23 protein-coding genes are annotated in these 24,699 nt (G+C 45.6%); 5 read left to right on the top strand and 18 right to left on the bottom strand.

The annotated features are described in order from the left end of the window. Positions 1-49 precede the first annotated feature (49 nt). From DP923_RS14530 to DP923_RS14545, 4 genes are all read right to left on the bottom strand, one after another. Entirely contained in the window at positions 50-610 is a 561-nt protein-coding gene (locus tag DP923_RS14530; RefSeq protein ID WP_112306580.1) for a hypothetical protein, read from the bottom strand. 241 nt (positions 611-851) lie between these two features. Beyond that, a complete protein-coding gene (murA, locus tag DP923_RS14535; protein WP_112306581.1) occupies positions 852-2,156 on the bottom strand; it encodes a UDP-N-acetylglucosamine 1-carboxyvinyltransferase in 1,305 nt (434 codons plus the stop codon). Between the two features lie 3 nt (positions 2,157-2,159). Then, a complete protein-coding gene (locus DP923_RS14540) occupies positions 2,160-2,843 on the bottom strand; it encodes a DUF4290 domain-containing protein (RefSeq protein ID WP_112306582.1) in 684 nt (227 codons plus the stop codon). A gap of 143 nt (positions 2,844-2,986) precedes the next feature. Beyond that, positions 2,987-5,224 (bottom strand): ATP-dependent helicase, encoded by a 2,238-nt coding sequence (locus DP923_RS14545; RefSeq protein ID WP_112306583.1) that lies wholly within the window; start codon positions 5,222-5,224, stop codon positions 2,987-2,989. 331 nt (positions 5,225-5,555) lie between these two features. Here DP923_RS14545 and DP923_RS14550 point away from each other — a divergent pair, with 331 nt between their 5' ends. Next, complete coding sequence (locus DP923_RS14550; protein ID WP_165838206.1) at positions 5,556-7,259, top strand: ankyrin repeat domain-containing protein; 1,704 nt, start codon at positions 5,556-5,558, stop codon at positions 7,257-7,259. Between the two features lie 120 nt (positions 7,260-7,379). Beyond that, entirely contained in the window at positions 7,380-7,961 is a 582-nt protein-coding gene (locus tag DP923_RS14555; protein ID WP_112306585.1) for a DUF3109 family protein, read from the top strand. A gap of 84 nt (positions 7,962-8,045) precedes the next feature. Here the strand turns inward: DP923_RS14555 and DP923_RS14560 are convergent, their stop codons facing one another. The 6 genes from DP923_RS14560 to DP923_RS14585 all read right to left on the bottom strand — a co-directional run bounded on the left by DP923_RS14560 (position 8,046) and on the right by DP923_RS14585 (position 13,036). Then, positions 8,046-8,471 carry a DoxX family protein gene (locus DP923_RS14560; protein ID WP_112306586.1) on the bottom strand — a complete coding sequence of 142 codons (426 nt, stop codon included), beginning with the start codon at positions 8,469-8,471 and terminating at the stop codon, positions 8,046-8,048. A 126-nt stretch (positions 8,472-8,597) separates the two neighbouring features. Next, positions 8,598-9,542, bottom strand: a complete 945-nt coding sequence (locus DP923_RS14565; RefSeq protein ID WP_112306587.1) for a ketopantoate reductase family protein — start codon at positions 9,540-9,542, stop codon at positions 8,598-8,600. Positions 9,543-9,681: 139 nt separating this feature from the next. After that, positions 9,682-11,028: an acetyl-CoA carboxylase biotin carboxylase subunit gene (accC, locus tag DP923_RS14570; RefSeq protein WP_112306588.1), complete on the bottom strand. Its 1,347-nt coding sequence runs from the start codon at positions 11,026-11,028 to the stop codon at positions 9,682-9,684. Positions 11,029-11,172: 144 nt separating this feature from the next. Next, positions 11,173-11,652, bottom strand: coding sequence for an acetyl-CoA carboxylase biotin carboxyl carrier protein (gene accB / locus DP923_RS14575; RefSeq protein ID WP_112306589.1), 480 nt, complete (start codon positions 11,650-11,652; stop codon positions 11,173-11,175). 3 nt (positions 11,653-11,655) lie between these two features. Next, positions 11,656-12,219, bottom strand: coding sequence for an elongation factor P (gene efp, locus DP923_RS14580; protein ID WP_112306590.1), 564 nt, complete (start codon positions 12,217-12,219; stop codon positions 11,656-11,658). A gap of 214 nt (positions 12,220-12,433) precedes the next feature. Then, the gene (locus tag DP923_RS14585; protein WP_112306591.1) at positions 12,434-13,036 is read right to left on the bottom strand and encodes a TetR/AcrR family transcriptional regulator; all 603 of its coding nucleotides are present in this window, start codon (positions 13,034-13,036) and stop codon (positions 12,434-12,436) included. 638 nt (positions 13,037-13,674) lie between these two features. Here DP923_RS14585 and DP923_RS14590 point away from each other — a divergent pair. Further along, positions 13,675-13,845, top strand: coding sequence for a hypothetical protein (locus DP923_RS14590; protein WP_239021048.1), 171 nt, complete (start codon positions 13,675-13,677; stop codon positions 13,843-13,845). 59 nt (positions 13,846-13,904) lie between these two features. Here the strand turns inward: DP923_RS14590 and DP923_RS14595 are convergent, their stop codons facing one another. The 4 genes from DP923_RS14595 to DP923_RS14615 form a co-directional block, all read right to left on the bottom strand. After that, on the bottom strand, positions 13,905-15,236 hold the full coding sequence (locus DP923_RS14595; protein WP_112306593.1) for a 4Fe-4S binding protein: 1,332 nt from the start codon (positions 15,234-15,236) through the stop codon (positions 13,905-13,907). 59 nt (positions 15,237-15,295) lie between these two features. Next, positions 15,296-16,660, bottom strand: coding sequence for an NAD(P)/FAD-dependent oxidoreductase (locus DP923_RS14600; protein ID WP_112306594.1), 1,365 nt, complete (start codon positions 16,658-16,660; stop codon positions 15,296-15,298). A gap of 239 nt (positions 16,661-16,899) precedes the next feature. Next, on the bottom strand, positions 16,900-17,124 hold the full coding sequence (locus DP923_RS14610; RefSeq protein ID WP_112306596.1) for a hypothetical protein: 225 nt from the start codon (positions 17,122-17,124) through the stop codon (positions 16,900-16,902). Positions 17,125-17,175: 51 nt separating this feature from the next. Further along, a complete protein-coding gene (locus DP923_RS14615; RefSeq protein ID WP_112306597.1) occupies positions 17,176-17,817 on the bottom strand; it encodes a hypothetical protein in 642 nt (213 codons plus the stop codon). A gap of 151 nt (positions 17,818-17,968) precedes the next feature. On the opposite strand from DP923_RS14615, the gene DP923_RS14620 reads away from it, so the two are divergent. After that, positions 17,969-18,634, top strand: coding sequence for a hypothetical protein (locus DP923_RS14620; protein WP_112306598.1), 666 nt, complete (start codon positions 17,969-17,971; stop codon positions 18,632-18,634). A gap of 64 nt (positions 18,635-18,698) precedes the next feature. Further along, a complete protein-coding gene (locus DP923_RS14625; protein WP_112306599.1) occupies positions 18,699-19,250 on the top strand; it encodes a hypothetical protein in 552 nt (183 codons plus the stop codon). Between the two features lie 76 nt (positions 19,251-19,326). On the opposite strand, the gene DP923_RS14630 is transcribed toward DP923_RS14625, so the two are convergent. The 4 genes from DP923_RS14630 to DP923_RS14645 all read right to left on the bottom strand — a co-directional run bounded on the left by DP923_RS14630 (position 19,327) and on the right by DP923_RS14645 (position 24,629). Continuing rightward, positions 19,327-19,803 carry a hypothetical protein gene (locus tag DP923_RS14630; RefSeq protein WP_112306600.1) on the bottom strand — a complete coding sequence of 159 codons (477 nt, stop codon included), beginning with the start codon at positions 19,801-19,803 and terminating at the stop codon, positions 19,327-19,329. Positions 19,804-19,943: 140 nt separating this feature from the next. Then, positions 19,944-21,707, bottom strand: a complete 1,764-nt coding sequence (locus DP923_RS14635; RefSeq protein WP_207801978.1) for an amino acid permease — start codon at positions 21,705-21,707, stop codon at positions 19,944-19,946. A gap of 274 nt (positions 21,708-21,981) precedes the next feature. Then, positions 21,982-23,919, bottom strand: a complete 1,938-nt coding sequence (locus DP923_RS14640; protein ID WP_112306602.1) for a KUP/HAK/KT family potassium transporter — start codon at positions 23,917-23,919, stop codon at positions 21,982-21,984. 50 nt (positions 23,920-23,969) lie between these two features. Beyond that, positions 23,970-24,629 (bottom strand): DedA family protein, encoded by a 660-nt coding sequence (locus DP923_RS14645; RefSeq protein WP_112306603.1) that lies wholly within the window; start codon positions 24,627-24,629, stop codon positions 23,970-23,972. Between the last annotated feature and the right edge of the window lie 70 nt (positions 24,630-24,699).

A 24,699-nucleotide genomic window follows, 5' to 3' on the forward strand; every position in this document is an offset into this window, starting at 1 on the left:
CAAAGCCCATAGCGTAGCAAGGGTTAGGGTTGCACCTTGTTACATGCTTTTATTTTTCCTTTATTTTGATAGTCATGATTGATTTGAGAAATAACCTATTGCTTTCAGGTGTAAGGTCAAAACCAGAAATCTGTAACTTTAGCTTACCCATGGGCCCAACGCCTAAGCTATCAAAGTAAACTCCTGTTAGTCCGTCTCCAACTACTTTAGGTTCTACTATCTTAGCTTGATAGCCATCAATCCTCTCAAAGGAGTTCTTCCATTTTCTGTACTTCTCCCTATCCGCCTCTTCTATTTTCTCTTTGTTTAGGAACACCATTCCCGTGGTATCTGTTTCTCTTTCCAGAAAGAAAGGAATCATGCTGCTTGGGTACATCCATACACTTTCTTCTTCTAAAGAGTTTGAATATACTCCAGAATCGATGTGGATGGTATCTCCGTCACCTGTGACTATTTCACTGACATAGGAGTCAATCCCTTGTACTTCATTCACTTTCCAATCTGCTGGCAGGTCAATGGAGAAAGCGCCAAATTCCTGTTTCTCCATTCTAACGTTCTCTTTGGCTACGCATGAGCTTAATATTACAAGTAGAATAGAGAGTTTTTTCATAATTATAATTGCATGTAACTACTGGATAAAGTACAACATACGCTTATCTGCACTATGTATGTAACTCCTTAAGTCTACCACTGGGAATTTATGTGCCAAATTTTGTAAAGTGATTGAGCGAGGTAGACAAGGGGATAAGTTTTAGCTAATATAGAAACTTTCATTTATAATTCTTGTGCACAAAAAAGGAGCACCCATTTCTGAGTGCTCCTTTTTATACTTTATACTTAAGATTTATACTTTAAATTCTTCTGATATCAGCGCCAAGAGCATTTAAGCGGCCATCAATGTTCTGGTAACCACGGTCGATCTGCTCTACGTTATCGATGATGCTGGTACCTTCGGCGGAGAGAGCTGCAATAAGCAAGGCTACTCCTGCACGAATGTCAGGGGAGGCCATGCGGATGCCGCGTAACGGGATGTTCTTGTTGAGGCCGATAATGGTAGCACGATGCGGATCGCAAAGTATGATCTGCGCACCCATATCGATCAGTTTATCAACAAAGAACAACCGGCTTTCGAACATCTTTTGGTGCACCAGTACCGTTCCTTTGGACTGCGTGGCAACTACCAGCGCTATACTTAAAAGGTCTGGCGTCAGGCCCGGCCAGGTATGGTCTGATATATTCAGGATGCTACCATCAATGTAAGTATCTACTTCATACTTGTCCTGCTCCGGAATAAAAATATCATCACCCCGGAATTCCATCTTAATACCCAATCGCTGGAAAGTTTCAGGTATAAGACCCAGTTCTGGAATCTGGCAGTTTTTGATCGTGATCTCTGACCCCGTCATGGCAGCCAGCCCGATAAACGAACCAATCTCGATCATATCCGGCAACATAGTATGTTCGGTGCCATGCAGTTTCTCAACGCCCTCAATCACCAACAGGTTAGAGCCGGTACCTGTAATTTTAGCGCCCATGCGTATCAGCATGCGGCAAAGTTGCTGCACGTAGGGCTCGCAGGCGGCATTGTAAATAGTGGTAGTACCTTCGGCGAGTACGGCAGCCATCAGGATGTTGGCCGTTCCGGTTACGGAAGCCTCGTCCAGCAACATGTAAGCGCCTTTGAGTTTATCGGCTTCTACACCATAAAAGCTGTCCGGAGTATCGTAGTTAAATTTAGCGCCTAGCTTTTCCAGGCCGGTAAAGTGCGTATCCAGTCGGCGGCGACCGATTTTATCACCTCCGGGCTTTGGCATTTTGCCTTTTCCGAAACGCGCCAGCATCGGACCTACAATCATCACCGAACCTCGTATGGCACGGCCCTGCTCTACAAATTGCTCTGTTTCGAGGTAATCCAGGTCGATGTTCGCTGCCGTGAAAGTATAGGTATCCGGTGCGTTGCGCTCTACGGTTACACCCAGGTCACGGAGCAGTTCAATTAATTTATTTACATCCCGGATATCCGGAATATTAGAGATCCGGACAGGTTCTGGTGTTAGGAGTACGGCACATAATATCTGAAGCGCTTCGTTTTTTGCGCCCTGCGGGTAAATTTCGCCTTTCAGTTTATTACCACCTTTTACTTCGAAAGAAGCCATGTATTACTTATTTCGTTGGTTGTTGGATTGAGATCGGTTGTTGGTGTTTTTGCGGTTGCGGTTGTCGTTGCTGCCTCCACGGTTTTGCTGTTGCTGGTTGCGCTGGTTGTCCTGCTGCGGACGGCCCCCTATATTCGATTCAAACAGATTATTGCTCTCGATAAAAGCAAGGTCCATGTTCAGCTTACCTCTTGAGATCGACTTGATATCGTTGAGGATGATTTCGTCTGTAATGGACTCCTTGTTATAAGAACGGTACAGGGTTTTCATCAGCTTGCCAATCGAAATAATGGCTCCTTCGCGCTCTTTCTCATCTTCCAGTTCCGTGGCTTTCTGAATCAGCTTCTCGACGTTGGTACCGTAGTGCTTAAAGCGCGGCGTTACCAGCGAATAATCCATGCGTTGCGGCTTATCGTTCAGGTACTCCATGGCGCTTAATTTATAAGGCGCATCCACCTCCAGCGTAGAGCCGGACATTACATACAGGTGGTTCCAGAGTTTTTGCTGGTAATCCAGCGTATCGCGCAGCTGTGGGTTCAGCTTAGCCATCAGGTTAATTAGCAACTGAGCCAGGCGTGTACGTTCGCTGCGGTCTTCTACTTTACAGATATAGTTGACAAGGTCTTGCACGTTGCGGCCATATTCGCGCAGCAGCAGGTCTTGTTTAAAGGAGGTACTCGCTTCCATTTTTATTAATTACGAATTAAGAGTTACGAATTACGAATTAAAAAATCAGAAATACGAATTATGACATTAAATGAATTATTTGATGCTGAAAAGCAGGACAGTAGTAAATCATTTCACATTCGTAATTCTTAATTCGTAATTGATCAAGTGTGTATGCGCAGTTTGGCAAAGCTCAGGAGCAACGTTTTTTCGCCTACTTCATCAAAGTTGATGATCGCTTTGGTGCTATTGCCTTGCGTATCCATCTTAGCCACTACGCCAAATCCGAACTTTGGATGTTCTACTTTCATGCCGGCGGCCAGTTTCGAGGTATCGCTGGCTTTAAAATCGGCAGGTGGCGTATAGTTGGCAGCTACCTGTTTGCGCGGCGGTGGCGAAACTAAATTGCTTTTGCGTTGCATAACGCGTTCAAAAACGCCTCCGCCGCCTGCTGTGTCGCCATACTTAAAGTTAAGGTATTTCGGGTCAATTTCCTCAATAAAGCGGCTTTTTTCGCAGGCACGCAGGTTGCCCCATTGGTAGCGGCTGGTAGCGTAGGTCAGGAACAGTTTTTTCTCGGCGCGTGTAATAGCTACGTAAAATAAACGGCGTTCCTCTTCCAGGTCGGCACGCGAGTTCAGCATCATCTGGCTCGGGAACAGGTTTTCTTCCATGCCCACAATAAACACATTCTTAAACTCCAGCCCTTTGGCAGAGTGGATCGTCATCAGGGTTACAAACTCACCGCCGTCATCGGCTTTGGTATCGGCGTCGGTAATCAAGGCAATATCCTGCAGGAAAGCGCCGAGGCTTTTATCTTCCTTCTCCGGATCATCTACATACTCTTTAATACCATTGAGCAATTCCTGTATGTTTTCGTAGCGGGCAAGGCCTTCCACGGTTTTATCCTGGTACAGGTCTTCCACGATGCCGGACTTTTTGGCTACGTGTTTGGCTACTTCAAACGCATCGTTGTTCTCGGCCATCAAGGCAAACTCCCGGATCATGAACGAGAAGTTTTCGATAGCGGTGCCTACGCGGTTGCCCATAAACTCGCTTGCATTCATCACCACTTCCCAAACGCTGTGGTTTATTTCGTTGGCAGTTACGAACAGTTTCTGTTCGGTAGTTTCGCCGATGCCGCGTTTCGGGTAGTTGATTACGCGGCGGAGTGCCTGTTCGTCGTTGGGGTTCACCGTCAGGCGCAGGTACGCGATCAGGTCTTTTATTTCTTTTCGCTGATAGAAGGAGAGGCCACCGATGATTTTATACTTGATGTTCATGCGGCGCAGGGCTTCTTCCATAGCCCTGGATTGCGCGTTGGTGCGGTAAAGTATGGCAAAGTCATCGTAAGAGAAGTGGTTGTTCATCTTCTCCTCGAAAATGGTAGTAGCTACCAGCTTGCCTTCTTCGTTATCGGAGTTGGCTTTTATAACCTCGATCAGCGGGCCTTGCTCATTATCCGTGAAAACATCTTTGCGCAGCTGCGCCTGGTTGTGCTTGATAACCGAGTTGGCTGCGTGTACAATGTTCTGGGTAGAGCGGTAATTCTGCTCCAGTTTGAAAACATCCAGCTCCGGGTAATCGCGTTCAAAGTTCAGGATGTTCTGGATATCAGCACCCCTGAAAGCGTAAATAGACTGGGCATCATCACCAACCACTACAATATTTCGGTTCTGAGCAGCCAGCTTGCGCGTGATCAGGTACTGCGAGTAGTTGGTATCCTGGTACTCATCCACCATCACAAACTTAAAGATGTTTTGATACTTGTTCAGCGCATCCGGGTGGTCTTTGAAAAGCACGTTGGTATTGAACAGCAGATCATCAAAATCCATCGCGCCCGCCCGGAAACAACGGCTCTGATACATCTCGTAGATCTTTCCGATCTTCGGGCGCATTGCAGCTTCGTCATCGGCCTGAATAGTGGCATCGTTGAGGTACTGGCGCACCGAGATCAGTTTGTTTTTAGCGGATGAGATACGGCCTAACACTACATTAGGCTTGTAGAGCTTATCATCCAGGTTCATTTCCTTTACGATGTTCCGGATAAGTGTTCTGGAGTCGTCGGTATCGTAAATGGTAAAGCTTTTTGGGTAACCAATTTTGTCGGCTTCGGCGCGAAGTATGCGGGAGAACACCGAGTGAAACGTGCCCATCCAGATATTCTTGGCTTCGGCGCCCACCACTTTCTCCACGCGTTTGCGCATTTCTTTGGCCGCCTTGTTGGTAAAAGTAAGGGCCAGTATGTTAAACGGGTCTACTCCCTGGCTAATGAGGTGAGCGATCCGGTAAGTAAGTACTCTTGTTTTGCCTGAGCCTGCACCTGCTATAATCATGGCCGGGCCATCGGTGTGCAGCACGGCCCTGCGCTGTGATTCGTTTAATAAACTGATATAATCCATTTCTTCTCTTCGGCGTGCGTCTTAAAAATCTATGCAAGTTACGAATACAAATCCGTATTCAGAATGGCGCTTATACTTTTGGCACGGAGCGTGCTTGTATAGCGCAGTAACCCCGTTATTGAACACCATTTAAAGAGAAAGTGTTTAGTAGCAGGAATTAAATTAAAGTATAAAGCTGAAAGCAGGTTTACGCGCAGTTTACAAAGTATAAATCACCGAACAATAAACAGTTTATCTAAGTATAGCAGGATGGCTATACTTTGCAACAGGCACTTTTTTGATGAATACAGCTATTCCTTTTAAATTGCAGCCTGTGCCGGCCCAAAACATTATGAAAAATACCTCAGCATTTCGTTTCTTTTTTACTGATTCATACTTTCCAAAGTACTTCTTTTTATTGTTTTTCAGCTTTTTGATAGCTGCTAATGTGCAGGCTCAGACCACCACGAAGCCGGCAGTAAAAGCAAAGCAATCTACAGCCAAATCTGTAAAGAAACCTGCGGCTAAACCAGTTAAAAAAGCAACTCCAGGCAAAACCACTACAGCCAATGTAACTCCTGAAGCGAAACCAGCGGCTCCTGCAACCCTGATCTGGCGGACGCCGGCGTTGCAGGAAGGTTTAGGTTTTTACATGAGCCTTAATTATGCCAAAGCGGAAGCAAAATTCAGGGAAGCGGCTGCGCAGGGCGATAAAGATGCCTATTATTTTCTGGGGCGGATGCACCAGTACCGCGAGCTGAAGTATAATGCTGTAAAGATCGATACGCTGAAAGATATCCAGGACGCAACGCAGTATTTTGCAGCAAACACCGACTCGGCTCGTTTTTATTTCGATAGAGCCATCTCCGAAAATAGTTTACTGGGCCACCTGGGCCTGGCTGAACTGATGATTTTACAGACGCAGGCCGATAAACAGAATTTTTTGCAGCGCATGCGTACTGCCGCCATCGAAATACGCGAAAAAGCCGTGCAGGGCGATGCCTTTGCTAACCGCCTGCTGGGAAGTATGTACTACACCGGCTACGGCGAAATGAAAGATCTTGGTCTTGCCTTTAACTACCTGAACCGCGCTGCTGAAAAAGGCGATGTGGTGGCCTATTGCCAGCTGGCTAACCTGTACCTGGAAGGGGAGGGCGTAAAGCCAAGTATGGATAAAGCAGTTTACTGGCTTAAAAAAGGTGTAGTAGCCGGCGACCGTGAGTCGCTTTATACTTTGGGGCTGTTGTACGAAGAAGGTAATTTAGGAGAGATCAAACTACCCGAAGCGCGCAAACTTTACCGGCAGGCCGTATCAAAGGGAAGTATAAATGCATTTGAGCAGCTAAAGTATATTAACCAGACAACAGATCAGAAACTGGTGATTGCAGCTGTAACCCGTAACCCCGAAATGATAAAGCGCGCTCTAAATGCAGGCGCAGACGTGAACACGTTGGCTGAACCGGATGATTTTGGCGATAACCTGGATGGCCGCACACCCCTGATGCATACTATTTTTATACCCTTGCTATTAGAAGATTACGGCGTTATTTATGAACCGGAAGTACGTTTGCAGGGCGCAAGTATCTTGCTCAGGAAAGGAGCCGAAGTAAATGCCCGCGACAGATCTGGCAAAACAGCCTTGCACCACGTAGTTGGCAGTTCTCGGGTAAAAACGGAGTTGTTTGAGCTGGAGCAGATCCAACTCATTGATACGCTGATGCACTACAACGCTGACCTGAACATACAAGATAACGAGGGCAATACAGCACTGGCACAAGGATTAAAGGCTACCATTGGGCAGCACGTTGGCATCATGGAAGTACAAAAGCTGATTCAGGCTGGCGCTAATCCAAACCTGGTAAACAAGGCTGGTAAATCTCCGCTGATGCTGGCCTGCGAAATGGATGCTGACTTTGAGATTATATTGGCGTTGGTGCAGGCTGGTGCCGATGTAAAAATGGTCGATCAAAACAGCCGCGCAGCCATAGATTTCACGAAAAAGGAAAACGTACGCAATATGCTGCTGGCAGCCGGTTCTCCGGCACCAAAACAATAATTTATACTTACACCTTTCGCATTACGGCAACATCGGTTTAAACTAATTTCTGGCTACCTTTGTCTTTCTTTTACAGGAATATAAAATTCGTTTTTCCTGCTGTTTTAGCCTCCATTTACCATGATAGTTCTTCAGAATACCGTTATAAGCGATGATATTCGCGAGCAATTTTTTGTTTGTAATCTTGAAAAATGCAAAGGTGCCTGCTGCGTAGAAGGTGACCTGGGAGCGCCCCTGGATGGCGACGAACTGGTTTTACTGGAGCAGCATTACGATAAAATAAAACCTTACATGTCGGGGGCGGGCAAACATGCCATTGAAGAGCAGGGCTTGTACGTGATCGACTTTGAGGGAGATTATTCTACGCCAACCATCGAAAACCGGGAGTGTGCTTACGCCATTTACGACGAAAACAAGATGCTGAAATGCGCCATCGAGCAGGCTTACCTGGATGGCGAGATCGACTGGAAAAAGCCAATTTCCTGCCACCTGTACCCGATACGCATTACCAGGTATGATGATTTCGAAGCGCTGAACTACGACCGTTGGGGAATTTGCAGCGCCGCTTGTAGTTTTGGTGCCGATCTGGGCGTACGCGTGTATCAGTTCTTGAAAGAACCGCTTATCCGGAAGTATGGCGAAGGCTGGTACTCCGAACTGGAGCAACTAATGTTGGAAGAAGAGGCGAATGCCACCAAATAACAGCTATATTAAAGTATAAGTGCTTTAAACGAAACGGGCCTGACTTCTATAGTCAGGCCCGTTTCGTTTTATAAAGTATGAACATCAACCGAAACTTGTGTTTACACGTGGTTCAGCAGCGGTATTTCTGTTCAGTAACGCATCGATGCTCCAGATGCCTGAACCGCGCGAGGCAATGTATAAAAACAGGAAACAGTATAAAACGGAAAGTTCGCCGTTATTGAGCAGCGGCCATGCGTTTTCGGATGCGTGGGCCATAAAATAAGCAACTGCCATCTGGCCACTGGCTATAAAAGCAGCTATACTGGTAAATAAACCAACCGCGATCAGCAAACCACCAAAAAATTCGATGATACCGGCCACGCCCATTAAGGAAGCCAGTTCTACAGGGTCTTTTCCGCCGGGAAAACCAAATAATTTCTGACTGCCGTGCAGGGCAAAAAGCAACCCTGCTACTATGCGAAGCAAGGCATAAAAGTATGAATTGTACTTTCCTAAAAAATTTCCCATACTCATTATATTTAAGGTAGATTAGTAACTCAGCCCCAACTAATTAAAGTATAGAACGATAAGGTTTTTATAAAGTTTTTAAGGGTAGTTTGTATTTTAAAGTCTCTACACTGCTTTATATTAATATCAGGCTTTTAACCCGTTTTTCAGTTCTGCATAGATCCGTTCTGTAACCGGAGTCGCGATGTTCAACTCCTTTCCATACCTTATTATGGTGCCTGCAAATAATTCCAGCTCATTCTGGCTTTTGCCGGCCTGCACATCCAACTGCAGCGATGTAGGCGTCTGAGGTGGAAAAGTAGCAGCCCGTTCAAACGTTTTTTCGATCGCATCATCTGTTAAGCCGATTCCTTTTTTCTCTGCGATCTGCTTTATTTCCTGCATAATGCCAGCAGCCTGTTCTTTTAAAGCAGGGTTCTGCAAAAGCTCCCCGATAGACTTATTATAACGCGCCGTAACCAGGCCAAAGCTGGCTATAAACAGGAATTTCCGCCAGATTTCAGGAAAAGCATCTGCTGTGTAGGAGATATTAATACCTGCATTTTTTAATAGCTGATACGTTTCTTCAGGTTCGAAATCAGGGTGAAGCGGGTCTTTGCCCATGTAGATTTTACCTGGTTTGCCTTTGTGCTCCACAACACCCTTTTCTTTGATATGGGAGGCTACATACACGCAGGCTGGCAACACGATACCGTTTGGGATGATCTTTCGGATGCGTTCGTATATATCAGCTCCGTTCATTAAAGGAAGCAGTATTGTATTTGCTGTTACGCTGCTCTTTAACGACTGGCAAACCTGCTCCAGGTCATATTCCTTTACACAAATCAGAAAAATATCAGTCTCGGGTAACTCAGCTATACTTTCGGTGAGGAAGGAGGGATGGCAGACGCTGACCTCATGTTCAGGAGAAAGTAACGTAAGGCCCTGGTGGGAAACCGTTTGGAAAGTGGTGCCCCGGGCTACAAACGCTATCCTTGCAATTTCACTGCCTGCATACATGCTGGCAAGCTTAAAACCGAAATAGCCGCCTACGCCACCCAGACCAATTACGGTTACATTCATTTTTTTCATAGTAAAAAAGACTTTATACTTTATTATGAGCAGGTAAGGTATAAAATGCCGGTTATAGTTTCTAGCTGAAGTATAAAAAATCCCCGGCCATACTTTGCGTATAACCGGGGATCTTTTTTTTGTAAATCTATACTTGCTGTTAACTTAACTCACTGAAATTGAAGTTATCCAGGTAGGCGGTTGTGAAATTACCTTCCTTAAAGCCAGCATCATCCATCAGTTTTAAGTGGAATGGGATCGTGGTTTTGATGCCTTCGATCACGAATTCGCTCAGGGCACGCTTCATTTTTACGAGTGCCTCTTCGCGGGTTTGCGCTGTTACGATCAGCTTTGCGATCATGGAGTCGTAGTTAGAAGGGATCGTGTAACCAGAGTACACATGAGAGTCTACGCGAACGCCGTGGCCACCTGGTACATGCAGTGTGGTGATCTTACCCGGGCACGGTCTGAAGTTGTTCTTCGGATCTTCGGCGTTTATACGGCACTCAATTGCGTGGATTTTCGGATAGTAGTTTTTACCGGTTATCTTCTCGCCGGCAGCTACTTTTATCTGCTCTTTGATCAGGTCGTAATCAATTACTTCTTCCGTGATCGGGTGCTCTACCTGAATACGCGTGTTCATCTCCATAAAGTAGAAGTCACGGTTTTTATCTACCAGGAACTCGATCGTACCCACACCTTCGTAGTTAATGGATTTGGCACCTGCAATAGCTGCCTGGCCCATACGCTCGCGCAGGTCATCGGTAATGAACGGGGAAGGAGTTTCTTCAACCAGTTTCTGGTGGCGGCGCTGGATAGAGCAATCGCGCTCCGAAAGGTGCGCTACCTGGCCATGCTGGTCTCCGATAAGCTGGATCTCGATGTGGCGTGGCTCCTCTACAAACTTCTCCAGGTAAATACCATCATTGCCAAAAGCTGCTTTGGATTCGGTACGGGCATCGTTCCAGGCTTTTTCAAACTCGTCTTCGCTGCGCACAATACGCATACCACGGCCACCACCACCGGCAGTTGCTTTCAGGATGATCGGGTACTTTATTTTAGCGGCTAGTTTTATACCTTGTTCCATCGAGTCAAGTAACCCTTCGGAGCCTGGTATAGTAGGTACGCCAGCTTTTTTCATGGTTGCCTTTGCCGACGATTTGTCGCCCATCGAGTTGATCATCTCCGGGGAAGCACCAATAAATTTAATGTTGTTCTCAGCGCAAATGCGCGAAAATTCTGCGTTCTCAGACAAGAAACCATAGCCAGGGTGTATGGCATCGGCATTTGTTATTTCGGCAGCGGCAATAATGTTAGGAATATTAAGGTAAGATTGTGCACTTGGCGGAGGTCCGATACAAACGGCCTCATCAGCAAAGCGCACATGCAGGCTTTCTTTATCGGCAGTAGAGTATACAGCTACCGTTTTTATGCCCATCTCCTTGCAGGTACGAATAATGCGCAACGCAATTTCGCCCCTGTTAGCGATCAGTATCTTTTTAAACATTGTATTAATGTGCTAATTAAAGAATGTGGTAATGTGCTAATTCAACACTAATTTAAAGCCGATGTGCTAATACTCTAATTATTTAAGGTCAGGTATAACAACTTTAAAATAATTAAAACATTAGCACATGAAAGCATTAGCACATTAGCTAGGATCTACCAGGAATAATGGCTGATCGTATTCTACCGGCGAGGCATTATCAACCAGCACTTTCACGATCTTGCCTGATACTTCAGATTCGATCTCGTTGAAAAGCTTCATGGCTTCGATAATACAGATAACCTGGCCTTTTTTCACTTCGTCTCCAACGTTTACAAATATTGGAGCCTCCGGGCTGGCGGCACGGTAAAAAGTACCGATCATAGGCGCTTTAATAGCGATGTACTTGCTATCACTATCGTTGCTGGTAGCCGGAGCAGCAGCAGCAGGGGCTGCTGCAGGCGCAGCTGCCGGTTGTGCAGCAGGTGCTGGTGCCATATGGCTGCTCGATGCTTGTACCTGTGTGATTTTCTGGTCTGGATCACGTTTTACAGAGATCTTGAATTCTTCTGTTTCGATGTTAACCTTGTTCAGACCGGACTTAGCGATGAAGTCAATAAGGTCCTGGATTTCTTTAGCTTTCATGTTCTATTTTACTCTCTCTGCGTAAGAATAAGTACGTGTATCTACTTTTATTTTTTCGTCCTGACCAATAAAAAGCGGCACCTGAATGGTTGCTCCGGTTTCTACAATGGCTGGTTTTGATGCGTTGGTTGCTGTATCTCCTTTAAGGCCTGGCTCCGTATACGTAATGGTAAGCTCTACAAAAGGAGGAATTTCGCAGGTAAGCGGCGATTCTGTTTCGGCATGGAAAAGGATGGTAACTTCCTGGCCTTCTTTCATCAGGTCGGCAAACGGAACCATCGTTTCCGGTAACGTTACCTGCTCAAAAGTGCTCATATCCATAAAGTTATAACCCATGTCATCTTTGTAGATAAACTGGTGCGGGCGCTGCTCTACGCGGGCCGTTACAATTTTATGTCCGGCAGAAAACGTATTGTCGAGTACTTTTCCTGTTTTAATGTTTCTGAGCTTAGTTCTAACAAAAGCAGGACCTTTGCCAGGTTTAACGTGCTGGAAATCAATAACAACATATAAATCGTTGTTATACTCCATGCACACTCCGTTTCTGATATCAGCGGTAGTTGCCATACTATACAGTTTCTTGATAATTCTAAATAAGGAAGTAAAAGTATATCCCTTTTTTCAGTCTTGCAACGCAAATTTATTTAATCTGCTAAAAAAGACTTCTATTGCTGTTCAGATTTATCGCTTCTGTTTTACAATTTTTTACTGAAAAAGTGGCTGGTTTATACCTTACACCCAGCTTATACTTTTGAAGGCTCACGGCAAGGCCGCTAAATTTTTACTTCAAAATACCCTTCATAATAATGGATAACAGCCCTTCGAAAATATCGGCCGGTTTGGTAGGCATAACTTCCTGAATCTCCGGTGGCAAATGTGTAATAAAATCAGGCTCAAACATGGTTTCAACAGAGCGAATGTAGGCCAGGCAGGCGATGTTATAGTTCAGATCTTCCCGGATATAGCCCTGGCGTTGCCCTTCGGCTAAAATTTTATTGAAACGGTTATAAGAAAGGCTCACATTTTCTCTTAGCATTTGAGCTAATGCGTTGGGTGCATTTTTTTTAAGATCGCTTAACATCGCACTGCTAACTGAAATCAACCTGGAGCCAATAACTTTATAGATCTGGTTGGCCTTCTCCGGAAACAACAGGTGCTCATCCTGGAGAATGACTTCTACTTCGTCATCAAGTTGCTTTCTGTGATAAGCTATGCCGGCAACCAGAAGTTCTTCTTTGCTGCTAAAATAGCGGTACATCGTTTTTTTGCTTATGCCAAGGTCACGTGCCATCTCTGACATCAGTACCGTAGAGTAGCCTTTGGAAAAAAACATTTTTTGTGCTTCTCTGATAATGCGGGTTCTTACATCTTCAGACTCTGACATAAAAAGCTGTATAAAGTAAAATATGATTTTATAAATATTCTATATTTATACGTGAAGGTAAGCCATAAATAACGGATATAAAGCAGATAATATTTGACTTCCGGGATGTATAAACTTGTTGGTTAATAGAATTTACTCTTGGTTGTATGTGTAAGTTATTGCTATTTAATAATATATAAATAAAAAAAAGAGGCTTGATACAAGGGGTGTGTTTGGAAAAGTATAAAATCTGATCTGGTTAGCATTTGGCCAAGCTAAACCTGCTCCGGATTATAAGGAAAGGCATCCATGTAGCAAAATTGATGTTTGATAATTAATATGCTTATTTACAGGAGCTTAAAGTATGGGATGCAGAATTTTAAAAGTTGTGAAATAATTTGATGGAATTACTTGTATCTTAAAGATAAGGCCTTTTAATTTGTATTAAATCGTTTTGATTTTTTGGGTTCACTTTTCTGATAGGGAAGAACTATTGGGTGAAGCCTTCTGTTAAACTGAAAATCAGTATTGTTTTTCTTTGGCCAGTTTAAGGCTTCGGATCAGCAAATTTATAGCAATAACCCATGCTTGATATAATAAATTTTGTTGCCATTTCAGGGATTTTCAATGTTTTGTTTTTTTGGTATGCCTCAACCAAAATGCGATCCAAGCCTGACCCGATGAAAACCCTTATTGTATCTTTTATCTTCTCGATTCCGCTTAGTTTCCTACTGATAGGCGTGTACACAACCATGCTGATCTGTGCTGCCAAAGACGGCCTCTCAGAAGATGCCATGTGGGAATACATGGAACAGGAAGAACTTCAGTAATACTGCAATAAGACATAAAACAGAAGGCCCATACTTAACTTAAGTATGGGCCTTCTGTTTTAGAGTATCCGGATATCTTCGCTGCGGATAAGAGCCGAACCAGCATAACGCCCTTCCTGCGGTCCGTTTTCAAGTTTTAAGACACCCCGCGGACAAACCTGCGCGCAAATACCGCACCCCACACAAGATGCCCTGATAATAGGTTTGCCTTGCTGGGCATACCAGCGCACATCAATTCCCATTTCGCAGTACGTAGAGCAGTTGCCACACGAAATGCACTGGGCGCCATTTGTTGTAATCCTGAACCTGGAGAAATATTTCTGAAGCAAACCTAAGTACGCAGCCATCGGGCAACCAAACCGGCACCAGACGCGGTTGCCAAGTATGGGATAAAACCCAACGCCGATCACGCCGGAAAACATCGCCCCGATAAAGAAACCATACGTTCTGGAAAAGCCACCAGACAAATCGCCGAACAGTTTGCCTTCGCTCCAGGAGTTGAGCCATAGTAGGATGGTTGTGATGATGATGAACCCGAAAATAGGGTAGATGATGGCTACTTCCCAGCGCCAGGCGTTTCGGCTTTTATCAGATAAGTGGCGGTAGGGGTCGCCGGCAGTTTCGGCAAGGCCGCCGCACCCGCACACCCACGAACAGTACCAGCGCTTGCCATAGAAATACGTAAGCACCGGCGTAGCCAGAAACGACAACACAGCCCCCCAGAATATCATGAATACCCCAAGTCCGCCGCCACTTTCTACTAAATAGCCAACCGTACTCGGGAAAAGGTAATCATACTTTAATGGCCAGAAATAACTAAAATAAAATTCCGGCTCGTTCAGAAACAAAAGCAACCCGGGCAACAAAAACGCAAATCCCAGCTGGAAAAACATAACCGAAGTCGTCTTGATAAGCTGGTAAGGGTTATTTCTATACTTTAGCAGCGCATGTACGCCCATCAATAGCACAGCCAATGTATAAAAAGTGCCATACAGAAACCACTGGTCAGCGGGCCTGTTCCGGAGCAGTTGGCTGAGCGGTTCTACAGCCTTCACCAACCCATGCAATGTATCCGGAAACCAGTAAAGCAAAATGTAAAAGCCGGTCAGTACAATGCCAATTACCCAGCCCACTGCACCACGGGCAGTTGCGCTTTGTTGCCAGGCACCGTTATTTTGCGCCGCTACTGGTAACTCCAGCCGTGCAGGAAGTATGTAAAGTATACTTCCGATGCTAACAGCAAGTATGCCGCCGCCACCGCTTATAACAGGAGACAGCGCCTGGTAACCTACACCAGCCACCAGCAAACCCAGTAAACCCAGCCCGATCAGGGTCAGGCCAATCGCTTTTAAGGGAGAGCTGTCTAGTACAAAAGGCGAGCTTGCGTGCATAATTTAGAAGTATAAATACTGAATTAGGAGTAAGTTGATGTTGTATTTTAAAGTATAAATCAGGTAGTGAAAGCCCACTTTAGTCTTTTACGCAACTGCCACCAGTTATACTTTTCAGTCTTTTCTTTTTGGTCAGGGAATTGGCTGAAGTACAAACTGAGCAGTTCCGGTTCATACTTTTTGAAAAACTCAGGATCGAAGTTAGCGGCTTTTAACTCGGGCATAACCTGGTGCAAGGTATAGTTTTGCGTGAACCAATGCTGGCAAAGATCGTGGCGGTACCGGATGCCCAGTAAGTTTATACCTTTCAGCAGCGCTGTTTCCTTTTCATAGAATAACCGGATGGCTTTTGGTTGCGTCGGGTGTTGCCAGTAAAGCGAGTCATACGCATCGGGCCAGTTATTCGGCACAAAGCCATAGGTCTGGTACTCGATATCCAGGAATTTTGCGGAGTTGAACCAGGGGCCGCGTTCATACTTTTTTCGTGTTCCGGCAAGTGTAAAGGCCAGTGTCTCGGCGTGCGCGCGGCCTGTGTACCAGAGTTGCTCCAACGCCGGAATGCCAGGCTTCGGGTTCGAAAATTGGGCGCAGTCGCCGATGGCGTATACTCCCGGCAGGGAAGTTTCGAAGTAATCGTTTACCAGAATGCCTCTGTCCAACTCCAGTTCTGAGCTTCGTAAAAAATCCACAGCAGGTTTTACGCCGGTTGCTATCCCTACAAACTCACAAGGTATTTCCTGGCCAGCAACAGTTTTTATACGTTGAACCTGCCTGTTTTTATCCGCAATAATTTCTGCCAGTTCTTCTTCAAACCTGATTTCAATGCCATGTTCCTGAATATGCCTGGTTATGAGGTCGGCTTCCTGCTCCGGTAAATTGCTTCGCCAGAAAAGCCTGTCCCGGACCAGCATGGTAACAGCTATTTTTTTGCTGCGCAGCATCTCGGCCATTTCAATCCCGATCAGACCGCCACCCACAATGACAGCGTGTTTTATGTGTTGGGTTTGTTGCTGCATCAGTTCCAGGTCCTGTAAGGTCACAAAGCCCTGCACCCCTTTTATATTAGCCTTCAGCCAGTGCGTACCAGCCAGACCGGAGCCCGTTGCCAATACCAGTTTATCATACCTTACAGGCGTTCTTTGCTGCAGTACAAGTTGCTTTTTACTGAAATCGATCTGCTCTACTTTATCGTGTAATAGGTTTATACTTTGTGCCTGCCAGAACCAGTCGGCGTACGGCACAATATCCTGGTAACGCATGTGGCCCATGTAAACATACATCAGCGCGGGCCTCGAAAAATGTGTGGCAGATTCGGCTGAGATCAATGTTATGCTGCAGTTACTTTGCTTCCTGAGGTTGATAGCAAGGGTAGCGCCGGCTATGCCATTGCCAATTATAACGATGTGTTGATCAGGAAGAAACATGCAGCTGGGTTATAACAATGTATCCGTAATTTATACTTTAACGCTACGTATACTTTCCGTATCAAAACGGGAGGTATACTTTGCTGAAGCAGGAAGGTATGAAAATTTACGGCAAACTTGCATATGTTGGCTTAAACCGGAATCCAACGGAATAGTTTACTGCTGCCTTGCTAACTTAATCGCATAAAAAAAGCGGGTAAGCTTTTCAACTTCCCGCTTTTATACTTTTAATGTATAGCTTAGTGGCTTCCTGCACTGCTGCCCATATCTTGGCCGCCATCTGTTACATCTGCTGCGCCTCTGCTACCACTTTTCTGTGATGGTGCACCACCTACGCGGCCGCTTTCCAGGTCATCGTTATCGACATCCTGCTTTGCTACCGGGTTAATATTTGGTGCTTTCTTATCGTCGTTATTTTTCTTGTTCGAATCGTTTTGTTGGTTATTATTCTGATTATTGCTCATCGTTCTAAAGTTTAAGTGTACTGTTTATACGTGAAGTAGGGGCTGTTGAGTTTATAATCTTCCTAAAGGCCTGAAATCATCGGGGTTGTTTTCTCGGTCCTCATCAGTATAAAAATTTGGACGGCGGCTGGCATAATGGCCATGCTTACTTCCGATCTCACCACTCATCGGGTCGTAGCGGTTGTTCCAGTCCGGATTATAATTGGAGGTGCCATCATACCCATAGCTAAGCGAGCCAGCCATATTTCCGTAATTTTCGCCGCGATTATAATTGTTATAGCTGTCAGGGCCATAATTTGCATTTGTGTTCAGGTCGTTGCTGAACTGCCTGCTCTGGCGGCCATCGTTGTAAGATCGTTGCTGCTGGTTGTTGTACTGGTTTTGATTCTGGTAATTCCTGTTACGGTTATCGTTATAATCCTCTCTGTCAAAACCGCCCCGGCTGTTATGATACCTGGAGCTCCAGTCGCGTTCGTAATCCTGGTCATGGCGCTGGTTTCCGCGGTGCTGATCGTTAAATTGATCAGGTCTTTGGTTGTTGCGGTTGTAAGTAGATTGGTTATGGTGCTGGCTGTCGTTATCTAAGCGATAGGAGCCCCGGAACACGCTCTGGTCCAGTGGCCTTTCATCGCCATCTGCACGGTTTCTATAGTCTGTATAGCCTGTTCTGTTATACCAGTTATTTCCTTCCATAGTCGTTATCAGGTTTAGTTTATACTTTTTTAACGGTTGATTCCGCGTCAGGTTTAGTTTATAAGTAAAGTAAGGCCTTAACCCAGAACGTGGTAGCACACGTATTTAAGGGAGATGTAAACTAAACCCACAAACTTAAATTTGTTTAGCTATGAGAAACAGACAAGATGATTACCGCGATCACAATGAGCAGGATGCACGCTGGCTGCATAACCACCACAGCGGCCAGCGCTCAGACAGAGGAAATTATAACGTAGATACCAACTTTAACCGCGGATATGGCAGCAACGCCGAAAACGACTGGACCGACACCAACAGTTTCAACTCCAACGCCGACCAGGACCAGATGGCTAGGCAAGGCCGGTTTGGGGTAGGCGGCGCACGCTACAGCGGCCAGAATTTTGCGCAGGATTCTTCTTCCTCAGACAACATGTATGGCATGACCTTCTCGCCGCGTAACGCCTATAACTCAGGCCGCCACTACGATCCGCGTGCCGATTACAGTAACTCAGATTACTCCGACAGAGGAGATAACAGCAACCAGCGCCGCGATGATTATGGCATGTCAAACGAGCGTTTTGGCCATGATATAAACCAGGGTGGCCGCTCTGAAAACCAGGCACGCGGTTCTCGCGGAGACTATGAATCTTACCGCCGTTACGAGCAAAATAACCGTATGTATGATGATGATTACAGTGGCGGATTTGCAGGGAGAAATTATTCCGAAGGCCAGACGCATTACGGCGAAGGCAGCCACAACAGCAACTTAGACCGCTGGAACCAGGAATCCGAAAACCGTAACCGAAACAACAGGTAATAAATCAGTCAATTGATCTTTAACAAACGGCACAAAATGAAATAGGCCGTTGAAATCTAATACTATGAGAAACGAAAGAATGAATCATTATAGCCACTTCAGGCAACAGGATAATCATAACCAACCCGACCACCAGTACCGGTATGCTTATGAGAATGGCCGCTACGAACCAAGCCCGGATTCGGGAGCGCAGCGCGAAGAGTTCCGTAAAATGAACGATGCGCGTAACTACACGAACGATCATGGAAATGGCCGCGAGGATCATTACAATGCCATGTATGAAACCTCAAACTATTATGCCACACCCCGGAGTGCTGAGTATGGTTTGCAAAACGGCACCGAAAGCAGCTTGGATAGTATAGATCATTTCTCCCGCCCGGACTGGATCTACAACGAGCGCCGTACGCCTTACCGCTATAACATGGGGTATAACCCTAATTTCGATAATCCCGCAGAAGGCGATCAGTACCGCAACTTCGATAGCAGAGGTAACCACGGGTTTAGGCACGATGCGGCTTATGGTAACCAGGATGAGTTCAGGGATTTTGGGAACGACCATTACGGCAGCCGGGATTCCGCAAACCAAAACTACGACCGATACGATGACAGGTGGTAGCAAATAATTAAATCATTAAAAAACCGCTGTAAATGCTACAGCGGTTTTTTAATGATTTATACGTGGTCAAAACAAACTATTTTATTTTATTGAGCTGAATTGTTAACCTGGTAATAGCAAGCTTTTTTTCTTTATCACTAAGCCCGGTACCTAAATTCTGTGTATCTCCGCCATCATCAGAACGCAACCATAACCCGGAATTATCAATATCCAAGACCATAAAAGAAGTAGGCAATGTACCTAAATTCATAAATAAAGACGTATTGCTTCCGCTCCCCTCAGTAACCCTGTACGTGGCTGAAGTTGGGTTAGCAAATGGGTCCAATGCCGTAACGGTGCCGTTTTCAAAAGTGAACCGATCATACTGTACATCTTTTTTCTCTGCCAGCTTGGTGCCGTTTGCACTGAACAGCTCATACTTCATTTCCAGGGTAACCCAGGTACCTTGTATGAGTTCGTTTGCAGCAGGCCCGGTTGGTTCAGTTGGTTCGTCCTTATCACAGGCAACTAAAAAGAGGCAAAATAAAAGCGGGAGCAAAAGTATCTTTTTCATTTTTTAAATTTGAGTTCGAACGTGATATGCGGGTTACTTGTAAAGTAGTTAAAGGATTAACACAAGTATAAAGTCATAAGTTTAATGAGTACTATATACTTAGTATTAGTTCTTATACTTTAAACGCTGTACCAAATTCTTTAGCCAGGCAAATTGGTAGCAGTGGCGTTGGTTGCCAGCTTGCTTTTGCGATAGCCGTAAATAAAGTAGATGATCAGCCCAAGCCCGAGCCACGCCAGAAAACGGCTCCAGTTTGTAAAGCCCAGTTCCGTCATCAGGTAAAGGTTAGTAAGCAATCCAAGTACCGGAATCAACGATAGGTTTCGGGTAAAGGAAAGTATGGTCATGATAATCGTAATAATAATAAAACCGATCATCGGGAGCTTATGCTTCAGCACTTCCCATCCGGTTTCGGTGCCATCCGTCATGCTAAAAAACTGGGCCATTCCTTCTTTGTTAAACACATATAAAAGCGCAACGCCGGTAAGTATAAGTATAGGTAAAACATACTTGCTGTTCATATAAGGCACTTTAAATGTTTTCTTCGAAATGGGTACCTCGTTGCGGTCCTGCTGCACCAGTACGCCGCCGCAAACCAGCACAAACGCAAACAAGGTACCAATACTGGTCAGGTCTGTTACTTCGGTCAGGTTCATAAATAGGGCAGGCACAGCTACTACAAAACCTGTTACAATGGTAGCAAACCACGGTGTTTTATACTTTGGATGTATGCTGGAGAAAAGACCCGGCAATAAACCATCGCGGCTCATGCTCATCCAGATACGTGGCTGGCCATACTGGAAAACCAACAACACACTTGCCATCGCAATAATCGCACTTACAGCTACAATGCCAGCTATCACATCGAGGTTAACTCTTGAGAATACATAAGCAAGCGGATCGCCTACGGCCAGTTCTGAAAAAGGAACCATACCAGTCAGGATCAGGGCAAGTATAACGTAGAGTGTTGTACAGATGATGAGCGCAAAGATCATGGCACGAGGCAGATCGCGTTGCGGGTTTTCGCATTCTTCGGCTGTGGTGGAGATAGCATCAAAACCAATGTAGGCAAAGAAGACAGCCGAAACGCCTTTCATGATGCCGGATATGCCATTTGGCGCAAACGGGCTCCAGTTATCTGTATTCACGTAAAAAGCGCCAACCACAATCACCAGCAAGATTACCAGCAACTTCAGGATAACCAGTATATTAACCGTCTTTTTAGATTCTTTAATACCGATATAAACCAGGTACGTGATCAGGATAACAATACCGAGCGCAGGAATATCGGCTACAAAGCGCATGCCTGCTAAAACGGGCGCATTCTGCCATGCCAGGTATGCCTGCATAACAGTGTTTGGCAACGTATCGAGTGTACCGCCCTGTGCCAGTAAGGCCGTTGCCTGCTCGTACCCACGCGAAGCGCTCAGGTAATCCATGGTCAGGTATTCGGGTAGCCCGATGCCGATGCCACGCAGCACTGCCGTAAAATAATCCGACCACGAAATCGCTACGGCAATGTTGCCGATGGCATATTCCATCAACAGGTCCCAGCCAATTATCCAGGCCACCAATTCACCGAATGATGCATACGCATACGTATAGGCGCTACCCGAAACAGGTATGGTAGAAGCGAACTGGGCATAACATAACGCCGAAAATCCGCAGGCAATGGCCGTAAAAATAAACAGAAACGAAACGCCGGGCCCGCCAGCGGCACTCGCATTACCAATGGTGCTGAAGATACCAGCGCCAATAATGGCAGCAATACCAAATGATACCAGGTCTTTCAGGCGAAGGGTGCGAACCAGGTGCGTGCCGCCAATATCTCCGTCGTCTTTAAAATCAGCCAGCAGAGCCATTGGGTCTTTCCGACGACGAATGTTTTTGAAAAAGTTAGCCATGTGTTGTACTTAGAACAGGTAGTTTTATTGATGTAATTTATGCGAACGGGTACTATGTTTCGGACTTAACCTGAAATGTAAGCGGCGCAAGTATAAACCCGGTTAAGGCAAAACAGCAGGCGCTTACTGACATTCAAGACAGGAAAATACCAAAAAATCGTGGTAAAACAAGTAGGATGCGGGTAAGAGAAGCGGTGAGGAAAGTATAAAAAAATGCTGGCCTGCCTCCGGATGATCGGAAGCAGGCCAGCAAAAAAGATAATACCAGAATAAGCTATTTTGTAATACGTTGTAGTTCAGGTAATTGAGCAGGCATGATAACCAGTGGTACTTTTTCGACTTTTACAGAACTGGTATCCAGGCCAAACCACTTACTTTCTGAGCTGGTGAATTGTTTTATATTGAAATACCACTCCATGATCACGCGCTTGATAAAGGGCAGGTCGTTTTCGTAGCTCAGGAATTTTTCGAGCACTACAAACCGGAAGTCGCCGATTAAGTGCTGCCTGTTCAGGGAAGTATAACGGCTGGTGATATCCACTTCTTTGTTAGCTACCATTTCTTCCACTACTTTCCGGAAAAACAGGTTAATGCGCTGCTCTACCCGGAAACCTAACCGGAAATCAACCCGGATAACGTCTTCCTCGCCCAACTTCCGAACATGATATTCCATGGTATAAGGCTGGTCTGTGGTTTCGACGTGTACAAACCAGTAAATATCGGCGCGCTTCGGCCGCTTCTGGAAAATAGAATAAATCACTTTGGATTCGATCTCCTCCGGGTCTGGCGCACTTGTCATAAACACCAGGTGGGTAGTATACTTCGGGATGGTATCATCTTCGCTTAGCTCACGCAGAGCTGGCAGATAATCTTTCAGCGTAACATACTCCGTTAAACTTTGCTTTATCTGGAAGGCATTTATCCAGATGTACATTATGGTTAAAAGTATACCTGCGATCAGCAAAGAAACCCAGCCGCCATGCGAGAACTTGCTCAGATTTGCGAGCATAAAAGCCGACTCGATGCACAGGTAAACGCTAAAGAAAATGGCAGCCAGTACAACAGATTTTACTTTATGGAACAGGTAATAGCTCATCAGGATGGTAGTGGAGAGCATGCCCATCGCAATGGCCAGTCCGTATGCCGCTTCCATGTGTTCCGATTCCTGAAAGTATAAAACGATGCCCACACAGCCCAGCCACAAAAGCCAGTTTATACTTGGTACATAGAGCTGTCCCTTCAGGTTGGTAGGGTAAACGAGCTTTACTTTTGGCCAGAGATTTAACCGGATAGCTTCACTGATCAGCGTGAACGAACCGCTGATCAGGGCCTGGCTGGCAATAATAGCGGCAATCGTAGCAATGATGATCCCGGTAAGCAAAAACCAGTTCGGCATTAAACTATAAAAAGGATTGCCCGTCAGGCGGCTGCCTGCGTGGCCCATCAGCCAGGCGCCCTGGCCCAGGTAGTTAAGCACCAAACACAGTTTTACAAATATCCAGCTTATCCGGATGTTCGGTCGGCCGCAGTGTCCCAGGTCAGAATAAAGTGCCTCAGCACCCGTTGTACACAGGAAAACAGCTCCCAGCAACCAGAAGCCCTGCGGGTAATTTACAAGGAGATTGTAGGCATAGTATGGGTTAAGCGCCTGTAAAATTTCGGGGTGTGTGATAACGCTTATTGCACCCAACGAGCCCAGCATGGCGAACCATAAGAACATGATCGGCCCAAATGCTTTGCCCACTATTTCGGTACCAAAACTCTGCAACAGGAAAATGAGCGTGAGGATAACCAGAACGATAGGTACAGTTGGAATATCAGGGTAAAGTATGCGCAGCCCTTCCACAGCAGACGAAACCGAAATAGGTGGCGTAATAATACCATCTGCCAGTAAGGCCGCGCCCCCGATCATGGCCGGAACGATCAGCCAGCTTGCTTTACGCCGTATTAAAGTATAAAGCGAGAAAATGCCGCCTTCGCCGTTGTTATCGGCTTGCAGGGTTAAGAGCACATATTTAATGGTGGTTTGCAGGGTTAGCGTCCAAAAGACACAGGAAATACCGCCATAAACTAGTATTTCAGAGATTGGTGCGCTGCCAATAATGGCCTTCATCACATAGAGTGGCGAAGTACCGATATCGCCGTAAATAATACCCAGCGAAATAAGCAGGCCAGCCGTGGAAATGCGGCTGGCCGTAGGAGAAAGGCTCATCTTAGCTTAAATAAAACTAAACGTGTGTTGTTCCATACAAAACGAAACGGTTAAAGTGTATTGCTGTTATTGCCAGCAAATTTCTGTTTCAGAATTTGCCAAACGGGAGGTAACACAGATAGTACGATAATAGCCAGAATCAGGAAGGTGAAATTTTTCTTAACGATAGGTGCATTGCCAACTAAATAACCTAACAGGGTAAAACCCATCACCCAGACAAAAGCGCCTACCACATTAAAAAGTATAAAACGGTTATACTGCATCTTACTGATACCGGCCACAAACGGGGCAAAGGTGCGCACAATCGGAATAAAACGCGCATAGATAATGGTACGCCCGCCATACTTTTCGTAGAACTTCTGCGCCTGCATGAGATGGTCCTGCTTTAAGAACCAGTAATCTTTCTGAAACACTTTTGCGCCAAATTTAAACCCGGTAAAGTAGTTGAAAGAGTCGCCGAGAATGGCTGCTATGATAAGCAATGCGATGATTAAAAACAGATTGATGCCTGATTCGGGAATGGCAGCCAGCGCGCCAATAGCAAAAAGCAACGAGTCGCCGGGCAGGAAAGGCGTTACCACCAAACCGGTTTCGCAGAACACGATCAGGAAAAGTATAAGATAGATCCAGTTTTCGTATTTCTGAAGCAACTCTACCAAATGCACATCAATGTGAAGTATAAAATCTATGAGGTACTGAATAATTTCCATGAAGAAGTATAAAGGGTGTAAGCAGCAGCACAATTGTTTGTGTACCTGCTGTTTTAAGGGCGCAAAGATA

It is taken from the genome of Pontibacter arcticus, assembly GCF_003284895.1.
Classification (GTDB): domain Bacteria; phylum Bacteroidota; class Bacteroidia; order Cytophagales; family Hymenobacteraceae; genus Pontibacter; species Pontibacter arcticus.